Origin of the sequence: Reyranella sp. (assembly GCF_044224635.1) — a bacterium.
Lineage (GTDB): Bacteria > Pseudomonadota > Alphaproteobacteria > Reyranellales > Reyranellaceae > Reyranella.
In genome coordinates this window covers 66,532-79,705 of the sequence record NZ_JBGAKA010000012.1, presented here as the reverse complement: position 1 = coordinate 79,705, position 13,174 = coordinate 66,532, and the positions used below count along the sequence as shown (strand labels likewise).

The following is a 13,174-nucleotide window of genomic DNA, read 5'->3' as shown; positions in this document are numbered from 1 at the left end:
TCGCCGGGAGCGCGCCACCTCGTGGCGCGCTCCCGGCTATGCGATGGCCTCAGCCATCCATGCGCCGGCCAGTCTCGAACAGGAACCACACGCGCTTCTCGGTCTCGTCGATCCAGTTCTCGATCAGGCTCGCGGTGGCGATGTCGCCGTGCTCGTCGCACAGCTCGTGGAGCGTCCGCATGTGCTTGTTGAGCTCGATGTTGTCGCCGCGCAGCTCGGCCAGCATGTCGTGCGGGGTCACGTAGTCGGCGTCGTTGTCGAGCACGCGCTGCAGCCGCTTGATATGGCCGATCGAGCGGATGGTCGTGCCGCCGAGCTTGCGCACCCGCTCGGCGATGGCATCGGTCATGGCGTCGATCTGCGTCGCCTGCTCGTCGAGCAGCAAATGGTAGTCGCGGAAGTGCGGGCCCGACACGTGCCAATGGAAGTTCTTGGTCTTGAGGTAGAGCGCATAGACGTCAGCCAGCAGGATGTTGAGGCCGCCCGCCAGCTCCTTGGTGGCATTGGCGCCGAGATCGGACGGCGTAGCGAGGTTGGCGGTCTTGCGGGACTTCGCGTCGTTGCTCATGAACGGACTCTCCTGGCGGTGTACGAACAAATCTAGCCGGCCTCCCCGACAGGGTGAACCGGTCGCGCGCTACAAGGCGGCACACAGGCTGCGCTCCGTCCGAAGCACGGATTCCTGACGGAAGCGCTGGCGATAGAGGTCGATGATCTCGGCGATCTTCGCCACGTAGGTCGGCGAATCGAACACCACGACGTGCAGGCGCTTGGAGCGCTCGGACACAGCCCTTCCAGACGAGCCGCGGTACTGTCCCCTGACGTCCATGACGCTGAGCCCGTCAGGAAAGCGCGGCGTCACCTCGGTGGCGAGAAAGTCCTCCCACTCGTCATCGCTTACCTCGCCGCCCTCGGGCTTGCCACGGCCGAAATAGAGCTCGACGGACAGGGCCGGCTTGAGCGGCGCGACGCAAACCGTCGCCGGGCCGCCCTGCGCCAAGGCATCGCCGCTTGCCCCGGCGATGGCGAGGGCCGCCATCGCCGCCGGCAAAGAGCGTCTGCCAAACGCCATCAATTCAGGTACGGAACCGCCATGCCCCTGGTCACGGCCGGACGGGCGTTGACGGTATCGAACCAGCGTTTGACGTTGGGAAAATCGGCCAGGTTGACGGTGTGCCATTCGTGCCGGGCCGCCCACGGGAAGATGGCCATGTCGGCAATGGTGTAGTCGGCGCCGGCGGCGAAAGCGTTCACGGCGAGCTGCTTGTCGAGAACGCCGTACAACCGCTTGGCTTCATCGACATAACGCTTGATGCCGTACTCGATCTTGGTCGGTGCCGCGCGCAGGAAGTGATGCGCCTGGCCGAACATCGGCCCCACGCCACCCATCTGCCACATCAGCCATTGCAGCGCGTCGTACTTCTTCACGGGGTCCGTGGGCAGGAACTTGCCGGTCTTGTCGGCGAGGTAGATCAGGATCGCACCCGACTCGAACAGGCTGTACGGCTTTCCGCCCGGACCGTCGGGATCGACGATCGCGGGAATGCGGTTGTTGGGGCTGATGCGCAGAAACTCCGGCTTGAACTGCTCGCCCTTGGAAATGTCGATCTTGTGCACGCTGTAGGGCAGCCCGCATTCCTCGAGCATGATGGAGACCTTGCGGCCGTTGGGCGTGCCCCACGTATGCAATTCGATCATTGTCTTCTTCTCCCCCTTTGATCTTCGAAACGTCGGCGCCGCTCAGGTCCAGCTGTCGTCCGACCCTCCATCGTCGACCGAAGCCGTATCGTAGTCGTCCTGATACTGTTGGTCCTGCTGGAACTGATCGTCAGTCTGGTGCTGGCTGTCGGCCTGGTACTGATTGTCCGCCGATGTCGTATCGGACCAAGCCTGCTGCTGCTGCGGGATCGAATCCGGCGGCAGCAATGGCGACGGCTGCGCCGTCTGGGCCTGGCCGAACGGGCTGGCACTGTTGTTCAGCAACCCGCGGATGCCCTCGAACAGCAGCGCACCGCCCGCGACTCCGGCCGCCGTCATCATGGCCGTGCGCAGGAAGCCGCCGCCGCCGCCCCCTGCTTGCGGCGACAACGCGGCCTGCAGCGGCGAGCGAGTCTGCGGTGCGGGTGGTGCCATGGGTGCGGGCGGCGTCGTCGGAACCGAGGTTCGCGGCGCTGTCGCCGAGGCTCCCCAAGGACCGAGCTTCGGCGCACTGCCCAGGAAGCCCGGTGCTGCTGCGGCCGGCGGCGCCTCCTTGGCACTCGCCTCGAGCTCGGCGATACGATCCTGCGCTGCCTTGAGCGCATGCTCCTGCACGAGCACGGCCTGAACCAGGAGATAGCCGGCAGCCGGCTGGCGGGCCATGAAATCCTTGATCAACGCTTCCGCTTCCAGGTCGCGCGGTTGCGATTCGAACGGCTGCAGGCGACCGAACAGACCGGCGATCAGCTCACGTTCCTGTGCTTGCATGACATCCCTCTCACCCCAGTTGCGGGCACCTCAACGTGGTTGTCCAGGCGCCGAGCGTCAAGGGTCGGCGAGAGCCCCTGAACGCCGTGTTCAGGGCACTATCGGGCCTTGCCAAGACAGATCGTTGACAGTGCTGCAGCGACACAAAAGGAAAGGTTCCTCGCGGCGCTCGGGATGACATCCGTACTGTGACGCCAGTAGTGCTGCCATCCCGAGCGCGCCGAGGGACCTTTGATTTCATCATCCCATCGCCTGACGATGGTTGCTGGCGAAACCAGCGTCGGAAGCAGGTCGCCCTTCCAGTCGGTCAGCGCACCACGGCGGCGGTCTGGCCGAACAGGACGCGGCGTTGCTCTTCGGTGTTGATGCCGGGGGTCTGGCGCAACTCGGCGCCGACCGCCTTGCCCCTGATGACGGCGGGCCGCTGGCCCATCGATTCCTCGAACCATTTCTTGAGGTTCGGGAAGTCGTCCAAGTTCTGCTTGAAGTTCTCCCATCGCACAACCCACGGCCAGATCGCCATGTCGGCGATCGAACAATCGCCTGCAACGAACGGCCGGTCGACCAGCCGCTTGTTCAGGACGCCGAACAGCCGGTTGACCTCGTTGGTATAGCGGCTCTGACCATAGCTCAGAGCTTCCGGGGCATTGAACTGCGGCGCATAGACATTGAAGTGCGTCGCCTGCCCCGCCATCGGGCCCAGTCCGCCCATCTGCCAGTTGACCCACTGCAGCACCTCGTACTTGCCGCGCAGGTCCTTGGGCATGAAGCGGCCGGACTTCTCGGCCAGGTATTGCAGAATGGCGCCAGACTCGAACACCGACACCGGCGCTCCGCCACCCGGCGGATCGTGATCGACGATCGCCGGCATTCGGTTGTTGGGACTGATGCTCAGGAAGTCCGCCTTGAATTGCTCGCCGGTGCCGATGTTCACCGGAACCAACTTGTACGGCAGGCCGCACTCCTCCAGCATGATGGAGATCTTCCAGCCGTTCGGCGTCGGCCAGTAGTAAAGGTCGATCATGATGCGTGTCTCCGGGAGCGATTGCGTTGGCAGGACCCTAGCGCAGTGGGGCAACGGGGCGAAGGCAAGAAGCCCTTCCCGCGCGTCTCGACCGCCGAGGCTTGACCGATCGGCTGTTCGCCACTAGCCCGACGGATGGCAAGACTTTCCACGCGGGAGGACACCACGCCATGGCTATCTCACTCTACGACCTCAGCGTCCCCAGCTACCTGCAGATCACCGGCGCCGTCGAAGGCTTCCTGGCCCGCGCGGCCACTCACTTCAAGGACAACAACATCGACGTCGGCACCGTGGTCGACCATCGCCTGTTTTCAGACATGCTGCCGTTCCGCTTCCAGATCGTGGCGGTAGCGCACCATTCGATCGGTGCGATCCGCGGCATCAAGGCAGGTCTGTTCGGGCCGCCGGCGCCGCTGGGCGAGCTCGACTTTGCCGGCCTGCAGAAGATGGTCACGGAGGCGCGCGACGAGCTGCAGAAGATCAAGCCCGACGAGGTCAATGCCTGCGAGGGCAAGGATGTCGTGTTCCAGATCCGAGACACCAAGATCCCGTTCACCGCCGAGGGCTTCATCCAGTCGTTCTCGATGCCGAATTTCTTTTTCCATGCCACGACCGCCTACGACATCCTGCGCATTAAGGGCGTGCCTCTGGGCAAGCGCGATTTCCTCGGCAGGATGCGCCTGAAGAGCTGACGCCATGCCGCCGCGCCATATCGGCATCGTCGCCTGCTCGGCCGAAGGTGCGGCGCTGTGCTATCGCACCATCTGCGTCGAAGGGGCGAGCCTGCTCGGGGCACACGCCCATCCGGAGATCTCGATGCACACCCCGTCGCTCGCCGAATACGTGCGGGCGATCGAGCGCCACGACTGGCCGGCCGTGAGCGATTCGCCGCTGCCGAGCCTCGATTCGACTCGCCTGCTCGCCCGCGCCGCCCTGCGGCGCGCGGTCAAGGCCTGACGGCGGCGGAGCGCGGCGTGCTCCCAGCCCTCACATCGGCGGCGTCAGGCCGTCCTTGCCGACCAGCAGTCGGGTTGCCGACAGGCTGCCGTCGGCGGCCTTGGCGGCACCCAGGAAAACCTTGGCGCCGACCTTGGCGTCGGCGCGGTCGCCCGGGGCGAAGGTGACGATCGGCGTGCCCGGCTTCACCTTGATGGTCTGCGAGCCGTCCTTGTAGGTGAGGGTCAACGTCTGGCCGTCGCCGGTTGACGCCGCCGTCGACACCGTGGCGTTGGTCATGAGGCTCTCGGGCTGCAGGTCCCACGGATAATGGCCCTCGTTGCTGCCGCGCGCCGCTTCGGGAAAGACCAGGACCTCAAGGGCGTTCAGCGAACCGTCCGGTCCCTTCAACGACGCAACGCCGACGAAGCTGCCCTGCTTGATGTCGGCCAGGGTGAGCGGACTGACCAGCAGGACGGCCCAGTTGTCGGCGAGCTTGACGGGCACCGACGCGCCCTCCCGGGTTGCGATGGTCGCGGTCTTGCCGTCGATCGCAGCAATCGCGCCACGCAGGCGAGTTGGCGGGCTCGCCGGGGGTGTCTGGGCCTCGGCCGCGGAGACGGCAGCACAGCCCAGCAGCGCGGCCGCCGCGCCGGCCAACAGCGGGCGGCGGCTCGTCATCGAACGACGAATAGTCATGAGGTCCTCCATGCAGGCAGGCCGGGAACCTGCCATGGAGGACCTGAATTGACTGCTTACGATTGCGTGAGCGGTCCGCGACCTACTTCGCCAGCTTCAGTGATGGCCGCCTGACTGGCTTCGGTGGCTCATCGCTTTCGTCGCTGTAGTAGCCCTGATAGCGGGAATAGTAGTCGCTGTGATCGCCGTAGCCGTAGCGCGCATGCTTGGCGAGATTGACCCGGTTGATGACGATACCGACATGGCTGGTCACCGCCAGCAAGGCGCTGATCGCCGCCTTGACCACTTCGCGCGGCGTCTTGGCCCACTGCACCACGAACACGGTGTAGTCGGCGAGACGGGCAATGATGCGGGCATCCGACACGGCCATGACCGGCGGACCATCGAGGATCACCAGATCGTAGCGATCGGCGAACGTCGCCAGCGCCGATCTCATGGCATGCGATTCGAGAATTTCCGGCGCGTTGGGCGTATTGGGACGCGCGCAGATGTAGTCGACGCCCGACAAATCATGACGCCGGATGCATTCGTCGAGCGAGCGCAGGCCCATCAGATATTCATCGATTGTACCGCCTCGATCGCGCAGGCCGAGCGCCGCCGACATGCTCGCCTGACGCAGGTCGAGATCGACGATCAGCACACGGCGCGATGCGTTCATCTTGGTCAGCAGCCCACCCAGCGACGCGACGAAGGTGGTCTTGCCCTCGCTCGGCGTCGACGAGGTGATGGCAACCACCTTGGGCGGCCGGTCGAGACTGCCCAACGTGATGGCGGTAAAGACCGCACGAACGGCCTCCGCCGCCGGCGACGTGGTGTTGTCCAGCACCTGGCCGACGACGCTGGCCCGGGCACCGGAGGCTCCCTTGACCTCCGGGATCATGCCGAGAACGTTGACGCCGGTGGCCTCCTCGATCTGCGCCGCCGAACGGAACACGCGGTCCAGCTTTTCGGCCGCCACGGCGCCCGCCATCCCGAGCATGCAGCCGATGATGAAGGCGGTCAGCAGGCCGGTCTTGTAGTTGGGCGAGGACGGCGTGTAGGACGGCGAGGCGTAGGACAGGATGCGGGCATCGGCGCGCTGGATGTCCTGCTGCTGGCGCAATTCCTTGTATCGGGTCAGGAAGCTCTCGTAGAGCGTCCGGTTGGATTGGGCTTCGCGCTCGAGCTGCTTCTGCTCGGCCTCGTACTGGGTCGCCGTTCCGGAGACGACGGAGGCCTTGTCCACCATCTCCTTGAGCTCCTCCTCCTCGGCCTTGGCGGCATCGAGCTCCGCCCTCACCGCCAGGGTGATGCGCTGGGTCTCGCTCAGGAAGCGGGCGCGCACCGCATTCAGCTCATTGCGGACCTGGACCAGGCGCGGGTGATTCTCGCCGAGCTGAGCGCCGAGCTCGGCCAGCTTGCGGCTGAGCTCGACATCCTGGATGCGCAGCGCCGCGAGCGTCGTGTTGCCCGCGACCTCGGCGATGTTGGCCAGCTCGCTGGGATTGAGGCTCGCCTTGCTCAAGGCGACCAGCCGAGCTTCCTTCTCGACGCGGCGGCCACGCGCCTGCGTGTACCTGGTGTTGAGGTCGGACAAGGTTTGGGTCGAGACATTACCCTCGGGGCTGCCCGCCAGCCCCTTGTCGCGGCGATAGGCCGCCACGGCCTCCTCGGCCGCCTGCAGGTTGCGGCGCAACTCGGCGAGGCGCTGCTCCAGCCAATCGGTCGCCTTCTTGTTCGCCTCGTTCTTGCTGTCGATCTGGTCGGACAGGTAGGCGTCGGCGATGGCATTGGCGATCTTGGCAGACATTGTCCCGTCCGGGCTCTCGACGGTCACGACGATGACGAAGGTACGGCCAAGCAGGGTCACGCTGAGGTGGCCTGACACCGCGCCGATTGCCGCCAGGCGACGGGGATCGTTCTCCTCGGTGGGAGCCGAAGTCTTGGCCGACTCTTCGGGCTCGGAGGAATTGGACGTGATCGGCGCCAGCAGCTTCGCGATGCCGGTGCTCCACAGTTCCCGCAACGGCGCGAGCGAGCGGTCGATGAATCCCGGCGGCTTGGTGCCATTGAAGTCCGGCAGATTGGCCAGCCCAAGCTTGTCGACGACGCGGGCGATCAGAAAATCCGACTTGATGACCTCGAGCTCGCTCTGGATCGCCCCCATGTTGAGCGTGTCGACGCCCGACAGGGCCGCTTCGGTGCTGACCACCTTGAAGGTGCGCGTATCCAGCATGATCCGGGCCGACGCCTTGTAGAGCGGCGTCTGCTGGGCAATCATCACGGCCATCAGCGCGACCGCGATCAGGCCGCAGCCGACGATCATCGCCTTGCGGCGGTTGAGCAGGTGCAGCCACGACCACAGCTCGGCGGACGCATCGTTGGCGCGTACCGTTACCGGCGCAGGCGCCAGATTGCCGCCATCGGCAACTGGCGCGACTCGGCTTAGCACTGACTCATCCACGCTCTGGTCAGCCCTTGAAAACGATCTCATCCCAACCCCACGACAACGAAAAGTCTTCGCTCCACTCTCCTGCGGTCAGCAAAAACGGCTTCCCAGGGCCACTCTTGCAAGCCGCAACTTCCGAACGGGCAGTCCCACACCGCCCGTCGCGGTCACGCTACGCAACGACTCTATCAAAGATCCCTTAAAACCACCTTTCGGGCACCCGGATGATGTCTCCCGGCCCGACTGGACTGTCCTCAGTCACCGTCTCCTCCGACCCGATGGTCGTATTGAAACGCTGGATTGTCATCCGCGTTTTCGAGGCACGGCGGGTGTAGCCGCCCGCTATGGCGACAGCTTGGACGACGTTGATTCCCGATACGAACGCAAAGGCGCCCGGCCGAACGACCTCGCCGACCACATAAAAAGGCCGCCGGGTCATCAATTCGACGCTGAGGCGCGGAGTCAGCAGGACACCGTCGGCCTTGTAGCGGTTGCGCAGCGTGTCCTCGATCTCAGGCGTGGTCATGCCGACCACCTGGGTCCGACCGGCCAGACGAGGGGAAATCGCTCCCACCGAATCGACCTCGTACTCACCCGACAACTCGGTATCGGAGAGCACGACGACGCGCAGCTTGTCGCCCGGAGCGACCCGGTATTCGCCCATCCTTATCGTCTGGGTCATCTGCGATGGCTGTTGAAGAGTCTGGGTCGTCATCGGAGGCTGCGGATCGCAAGCCGCCAACCCGAGACCGACCGCTATCGACATCAGGCCGCCGATCGCTCTGCGAAATACACTGAGGATGCCGGTGCTGCTCATATCGCCGTCAGTGCCTCGCCACCAGCCGAATGGAGAAAATGTTGCGGGTGTACGCTGGCCCACCGGCAGCCACGTCGGTCGACCACCCCGATGCATATTCGTACAGCGGCCCGATCTGGATCTGCGGGCGGATGGAGTACAGCAGGCCGATCGATCCCCTGAAGAAATAATCGGTTCGCGGGTTCACGTTGGCCACGCCGAAGGCCGGCGTGAACTCGGCAATGTTGTAGGCGACGCCGCCCACTGCCTGCCACGGACCATTGATTTGATAGGTAAAATCGACGCCGATCGTGGTCGAGATGTAGTTCTGATAGTTGATCAGCGCCGACTCGTTGATGCTCCTCATGATCGCCGGACGCAGGGTCAGCGGTTCGTAGCCGTTCCAGACCCCTCTCAAACCAAAGATCATCGAATTGGTCGACGTGCCGTCCGCCGGATAGCTCAGCGTCTGGTAGCCGACAAAGCCTTCGAGCTGCGTCTTCGGACTGAGGACCGCCGTTGCCCCCAGATTCATGAACCAGCCGTTCGAATCGCGCTGCTGCCCAACCGTGTTGGTCGGACTTTCATAGCGCCGCTGGTTGATCCCCGGCTGGAGCCACACCGAAATGCCTTCCGACACCTCGTATCCCAGGCGGACCCGTTCCTCGAACTCGGTGCGATTGCGACTCTGGGCTGGCAGGCCCAGCGACGCGATGTTGCTGTATTCGTAGTACCAATACTTCGTCGCCGTCGCGGTCAGCTGGTAGAAGAACCGATTGAACCTCTGATAGAGCGAAACCTCCGCGGCCAGCGAATCGGCGACGGTCGGCGCCTGGGAGAAGGTCACGTTGGGCGTTCCCAGCGCCTCGGTGGCACGTTGAAACGCAACGAGGCCGGTCAGGTAGAAGTCGTTCCTGATATCGAGCCGGCCATCGAGCCGGATGTTGTAGTTCTGGAAATTCTGGGTCGGCGCCGCCGCATAGAATCCGAAGCCACCGCCGGCCAGCAATCGCAGATAGTGGTTGAGCCATTCCGATCGCAACTCGAGTTGCGGCCGAATGACCGTGAATGCCGATCCGATCGCCGGCGCCGGCGTAGCGAAAACGTTGTCATCGAAGCCGACAAGAAGATCGACCTGGGGGTACAAGGTGAAGGCGCCAAGCGACATGCCGAGCTCGGAAGGCGATCTTTGCCCGAGGGCACCCACCGGTGAGCCCGGCAAATTCAACAGATCCACGATCGGCGTTTGCTCGTGGACAAACTCGATCGCGGGCGCGTCGGTCACCTGGGCTTGCGCTCCCGTCGCAGCACAGGACAGCAGCACCCAACCCAGGACCGGCGACCATGCAAGTCGCGAGCGGGCTGCTCTAATCATCGGGGGACTGGCGGACCATCCAGCCAAGGGCCCAAGGGCAGGCTGGTAGAAATTCCGCCTCAACCCGCATACGTTACTGGTTGCTGACATAGGTGGTCGGCGGCAGGACCGCCGGCGGCAGCGGCGAAGTGATCGGTGTAGACGATGGCGTGCCGGTAATCGTGGCTGGTGCGGTGCCGCCACTCGGCGCAATGGCGACAAGAATCGGCGACGACTCCGGCGCGGCCGGACCGGCCGTCAGGACGTTGATGATCTGCTGGATGACAGTCGGGTTGACGTTGCCGCCCAGCAACTGACCGATCAGCTGGTTCATCACGCTGGTATCGCCGCTGCTCAACGCGACGATCTGGGTCGACGTCAGCTCGGTCGGAATCAATGGGATATTCGGCACCTCGGTCAACATCGTCCCAGGAACCGCCTCGTCCAACGCATCGGAAGCGGGCGGCAGCGGCAGAACATTCTGCAGCGGGATCGCTCCCTGCAGCGGACCAGCTCCCTGGAGAGGCCCTGCACCCTGCAACGGGCCGGCATCCTGCAGCGGACCTGCTCCTTGCAGCGGCCCGGCGTCCTGCAGGGGACCCGCCCCCTGCATCGGGGAGTTGCCCTGGGCGAGTTGCTGGCCCTCTTCCGTCTGACCGGCCGTCGCCGTCAGCCATGACTGCGCGTCCGTGATGCCAACCCAAATGAGGGTCGATGCCACGGCGCTGACGAAGGTCAGGAGGAACCCTTGCAAGAGCAGCGAAATGTTGATCATCGGTACCCAGCCCCACCATCGTGACTGCCGCCGGTGCGGCTCAGGTCACTTCGTCCTGACGACTCGGACCCCGCTCAAGGCTGTCCGGCCGTTTTTCGCCTAGCCTACCATACAAAGTATCGAATCCCCTCGACCATGCCAAGACTTCGATTTTGCGTCGGACGATGCGATGATCCACGACTCTTTGTCGGCCTCGTCGGAGCTGCTTCCCACGGCTGCTCCGCAAAACCTGGCTAGCGTTCCCACAGCGATAATTATAGTCGCTAAAACTGCAGGCGCAACGCAATAATTGAGACAACATTGCGACCGCGTTCTGCCCTTCGATCCGACCGCTGTCGCTGGCGCCATGCGGATGTCGAAAACACGGCGTCTATGGTCTCGGCTGCTGGGCGTCGGCAATTGCTTCGAGGGCGGCGGCAAAGCCTGCGACATCTCCGCACACAACATGCCAATAGTCTGCGCGGCCTTCCCGGGCGATCAGGTCGACGTCCGAGTCGGCGCTGCCGACGAACAGGATCGGGCGTCCTGAGGCGACGCAGGCGTAAATCTTCGACGGCATCACGAAACCGACGAAGGCATCCCTCAGAGTCACGAGATGAGCGGCAGGGGCCAGCAGAAGTCCCGCAAGGCGCTCCAGCGGCACCGGAGCCGATTTGTGGATGGGCAGACCTCGCCCACTGAGGCGCATCGCGACCTCATCCGCCCCTCCTCCCGTGGCGCTGAGCCACAAGTGCACCCGGCCCGACCCCTGCCGGTGATGCCGCTCGTATCCGGCGACGACCGTCTCGACCTCATGCGCCACGCCGTAGTTCCCCGAGTAGAGCAGCACGACGGTGCCTGCCAGAGGCTGCGGCAGGGGCTCCGCATGCTCCTGTCCCGTGAACATGACCGGCGAGCCATCGCGCACCAGGGTCATGCGCCGTTCCGGCACGCCCGTCTCTTGCAGGCGGCGGCGCTGGTCGAGACCCAGCACCTCGAATCCGTCGACCCGCCGGCGCCAGAAGTTCGTGAGAGACAGCAGGATCCCGAGCGCCCATGAGGGCCTGTCTCGCGCGGCGATCAGGCACTCCGGATGGAAGTCCGTGATCCGATAGACCAGCCTGCCCCGCCACAGGAAGCGCAACGGCGCCAGCAAGTGGATCAGGAACGGCGGCGAACCGGTGAAAAGAATGCCATCCGCCGCCCGCAGGCTCCGAAAGCCGGCTGCGACCAGCCGCACGTTGGTCCAGATCGTCCACAGCAGACGCCGCAGCAACGAGGTTCGCGGCACGGACGTCGCTGAGAGCCGCAGCTCCGTGAGTCGCCCCTGCCCTCTGGCACCGCTGCGAGTCGCGCTGCCCGAGGAGGCAAGGCCGATCAGCGTCACATCGTGGCCTTGCTCGGCGAGCGCCTGCGCGCGCATCTGCATGTACTGGCCAACGGCGCCAAAATCGGGCGGCAGCCAGTCGGCGATGATCACGATTTTCGGCTCCTCCACCGGATCGAAGGGGCTCTTCGCCAGCAAATCCATCATGCGGCGGCCGCAGCCGACTTTCCGCCGAGCAGGGATGCGTAAAGCGCCGCCATGCGGCGGGCGATTGCCGGCCAGCTGTACGATCCGATCACGCGAGCACGCCCGGCCTCGCCCATCATCCGACAGCGCTGCGGATCCGCCAGCATCTCCCTGAGCGCTGCGGCGATTGCCGTCGGCGTCGCATCGACCACCCGGCCGGCGCCGGTGTCACGCACCACCTCGGCCATTCCGACCCCCGACGTCGCCAGCACGGGTACACCACGGCGCAGGGCCTCGAAGGCAGCCAGGCCAAAATTCTCCGACAGCGAGGTCATGGCGAAGAGCTGCGCCGCCGCGAACAGCGCCTCCTTGTCGACGCCATCGACATGCCGCGCGACAATCGCGACGCGATCCGCCACGCCCAGCTCGCGCGCCTGGGCGGCAAGCCGCGCGGCTTGACCATCGGCGTCGCCACCCGCCAGGACGACGCGGGCTTGCGGCGCCTCGGGCAGTGCCGCGACGAGCCGGTCCAGCCCCTTCTCCCAGCTGATCCGGCCGAGCGCCAGCACGACGGGGCCGGCCGCAACAGCGTCGGCGATATCCGCGGCAGGCGTCGCCGCCGAAGGCGCCGGCGGATCGTCGACGCCATGCGGGATCATGGCGAGCCGCCGCAGAGGCCAGCCGAAGCTCGCGACATGCTCGGCCTCGACCGACGAGGTGACGTGAATGGCCGCCGCCCGTTCGAGGTTGCCGCGCTCGATCAGCTCGATCCAGGCCGTCTTCACCCAGCGATTCTTTCGCCGGATCAACTCGGGGACCAGCATGCCGCGAGGCGACATGACGTAGGGGACCCCGTGGCGGCGGGCCGCCCGCGCGCCCGCCCAGATCGGCCACAGGTAGATCGCGTGCAGGTGCACGAGATCGAAACCCGCCACCGTGGCCGCGAGGGCCTTCCCCATGGCGGGCGACCAATAGAGTCGCCGGAGATTGCGGCTCGGGAAGTAGGTGACCTTCACGCCTTCGAGATCGACCGTCTCGAGCAACGGTACATCGCTGTCGGACGGACCATCGACGCTGGTCGTGAAGACGTGGACGTCGTGTCCCTCGCCGGCCAACCCCCGGCACAGCGCGTGGACGGAGCGAATCGGTCCGCCGTAGCGGACTGCCGGCAGATAGGTCGGAACGACATGGAGCAGCCGCAACG

Annotated in this window: 14 protein-coding genes; 2 read left to right on the top strand and 12 right to left on the bottom strand. The window is 65.2% G+C overall.

Annotation, left to right across the window (positions count from 1 at the left end):
- Nucleotides 1–49 precede the first annotated feature (49 nt).
- From ACILR9_RS13425 to ACILR9_RS13405, 5 genes are all read right to left on the bottom strand, one after another.
- On the bottom strand, nucleotides 50–568 hold the full coding sequence (locus tag ACILR9_RS13425) for a Dps family protein (protein ID WP_395710440.1): 519 nt from the start codon (nucleotides 566–568) through the stop codon (nucleotides 50–52).
- A 69-nt stretch (nucleotides 569–637) separates the two neighbouring features.
- Nucleotides 638–1,039, bottom strand: coding sequence for a DUF3574 domain-containing protein (locus ACILR9_RS13420; RefSeq protein ID WP_395710439.1), 402 nt, complete (start codon nucleotides 1,037–1,039; stop codon nucleotides 638–640).
- 32 nt (nucleotides 1,040–1,071) lie between these two features.
- The gene (locus tag ACILR9_RS13415; protein ID WP_395710438.1) at nucleotides 1,072–1,698 is read right to left on the bottom strand and encodes a glutathione binding-like protein; all 627 of its coding nucleotides are present in this window, start codon (nucleotides 1,696–1,698) and stop codon (nucleotides 1,072–1,074) included.
- A 42-nt stretch (nucleotides 1,699–1,740) separates the two neighbouring features.
- Nucleotides 1,741–2,466, bottom strand: coding sequence for a DUF2076 domain-containing protein (locus ACILR9_RS13410; RefSeq protein WP_395710437.1), 726 nt, complete (start codon nucleotides 2,464–2,466; stop codon nucleotides 1,741–1,743).
- Nucleotides 2,467–2,773: 307 nt separating this feature from the next.
- The gene (locus tag ACILR9_RS13405; RefSeq protein ID WP_395710436.1) at nucleotides 2,774–3,490 is read right to left on the bottom strand and encodes a glutathione S-transferase N-terminal domain-containing protein; all 717 of its coding nucleotides are present in this window, start codon (nucleotides 3,488–3,490) and stop codon (nucleotides 2,774–2,776) included.
- Nucleotides 3,491–3,660: 170 nt separating this feature from the next.
- Here ACILR9_RS13405 and ACILR9_RS13400 point away from each other — a divergent pair, with 170 nt between their 5' ends.
- Together ACILR9_RS13400 and ACILR9_RS13395 are read left to right on the top strand one after the other, a co-directional pair.
- Nucleotides 3,661–4,182: a DUF1993 family protein gene (locus tag ACILR9_RS13400; protein ID WP_395710435.1), complete on the top strand. Its 522-nt coding sequence runs from the start codon at nucleotides 3,661–3,663 to the stop codon at nucleotides 4,180–4,182.
- Nucleotides 4,183–4,186: 4 nt separating this feature from the next.
- Nucleotides 4,187–4,447: a hypothetical protein gene (locus tag ACILR9_RS13395; protein WP_395710434.1), complete on the top strand. Its 261-nt coding sequence runs from the start codon at nucleotides 4,187–4,189 to the stop codon at nucleotides 4,445–4,447.
- 30 nt (nucleotides 4,448–4,477) lie between these two features.
- On the opposite strand, the gene ACILR9_RS13390 is transcribed toward ACILR9_RS13395, so the two are convergent.
- From ACILR9_RS13390 to ACILR9_RS13360, 7 genes are all read right to left on the bottom strand, one after another.
- Nucleotides 4,478–5,125 (bottom strand): hypothetical protein, encoded by a 648-nt coding sequence (locus ACILR9_RS13390; RefSeq protein ID WP_395710433.1) that lies wholly within the window; start codon nucleotides 5,123–5,125, stop codon nucleotides 4,478–4,480.
- Nucleotides 5,126–5,207: 82 nt separating this feature from the next.
- Complete coding sequence (locus ACILR9_RS13385) at nucleotides 5,208–7,556, bottom strand: GumC family protein (RefSeq protein ID WP_395710432.1); 2,349 nt, start codon at nucleotides 7,554–7,556, stop codon at nucleotides 5,208–5,210.
- A gap of 196 nt (nucleotides 7,557–7,752) precedes the next feature.
- Nucleotides 7,753–8,370, bottom strand: a complete 618-nt coding sequence (locus tag ACILR9_RS13380; protein ID WP_395710431.1) for a polysaccharide biosynthesis/export family protein — start codon at nucleotides 8,368–8,370, stop codon at nucleotides 7,753–7,755.
- A gap of 7 nt (nucleotides 8,371–8,377) precedes the next feature.
- A complete protein-coding gene (locus ACILR9_RS13375; protein WP_395710430.1) occupies nucleotides 8,378–9,634 on the bottom strand; it encodes an outer membrane beta-barrel protein in 1,257 nt (418 codons plus the stop codon).
- Nucleotides 9,635–9,797: 163 nt separating this feature from the next.
- Nucleotides 9,798–10,478 carry a hypothetical protein gene (locus ACILR9_RS13370; RefSeq protein ID WP_395710429.1) on the bottom strand — a complete coding sequence of 227 codons (681 nt, stop codon included), beginning with the start codon at nucleotides 10,476–10,478 and terminating at the stop codon, nucleotides 9,798–9,800.
- Nucleotides 10,479–10,848: 370 nt separating this feature from the next.
- Nucleotides 10,849–11,991, bottom strand: a complete 1,143-nt coding sequence (locus ACILR9_RS13365; RefSeq protein ID WP_395710428.1) for a hypothetical protein — start codon at nucleotides 11,989–11,991, stop codon at nucleotides 10,849–10,851.
- A complete protein-coding gene (locus tag ACILR9_RS13360; RefSeq protein WP_395710427.1) occupies nucleotides 11,988–13,172 on the bottom strand; it encodes a glycosyltransferase in 1,185 nt (394 codons plus the stop codon). The genes ACILR9_RS13365 and ACILR9_RS13360 overlap by 4 nt, the downstream gene beginning before the upstream one ends.
- Nucleotides 13,173–13,174: the final 2 nt, after the last annotated feature.

What these genes read in the sequence shown, in the direction of transcription:
- ACILR9_RS13425 (WP_395710440.1), bottom strand. Translation starts at nt 568, where the DNA reads ATGAGCAACGACGCGAAGTCCCGCAAGACCGCCAACCTCGCTACGCCG.
- ACILR9_RS13420 (WP_395710439.1), bottom strand. Translation starts at nt 1,039, where the DNA reads ATGGCGGCCCTCGCCATCGCCGGGGCAAGCGGCGATGCCTTGGCGCAG.
- ACILR9_RS13415 (WP_395710438.1), bottom strand. Translation starts at nt 1,698, where the DNA reads ATGATCGAATTGCATACGTGGGGCACGCCCAACGGCCGCAAGGTCTCC.
- ACILR9_RS13410 (WP_395710437.1), bottom strand. Translation starts at nt 2,466, where the DNA reads ATGCAAGCACAGGAACGTGAGCTGATCGCCGGTCTGTTCGGTCGCCTG.
- ACILR9_RS13405 (WP_395710436.1), bottom strand. Translation starts at nt 3,490, where the DNA reads ATGATCGACCTTTACTACTGGCCGACGCCGAACGGCTGGAAGATCTCC.
- ACILR9_RS13400 (WP_395710435.1), top strand. Translation starts at nt 3,661, where the DNA reads ATGGCTATCTCACTCTACGACCTCAGCGTCCCCAGCTACCTGCAGATC.
- ACILR9_RS13395 (WP_395710434.1), top strand. Translation starts at nt 4,187, where the DNA reads ATGCCGCCGCGCCATATCGGCATCGTCGCCTGCTCGGCCGAAGGTGCG.
- ACILR9_RS13390 (WP_395710433.1), bottom strand. Translation starts at nt 5,125, where the DNA reads ATGACTATTCGTCGTTCGATGACGAGCCGCCGCCCGCTGTTGGCCGGC.
- ACILR9_RS13380 (WP_395710431.1), bottom strand. Translation starts at nt 8,370, where the DNA reads ATGAGCAGCACCGGCATCCTCAGTGTATTTCGCAGAGCGATCGGCGGC.
- ACILR9_RS13370 (WP_395710429.1), bottom strand. Translation starts at nt 10,478, where the DNA reads ATGATCAACATTTCGCTGCTCTTGCAAGGGTTCCTCCTGACCTTCGTC.
- ACILR9_RS13365 (WP_395710428.1), bottom strand. Translation starts at nt 11,991, where the DNA reads ATGATGGATTTGCTGGCGAAGAGCCCCTTCGATCCGGTGGAGGAGCCG.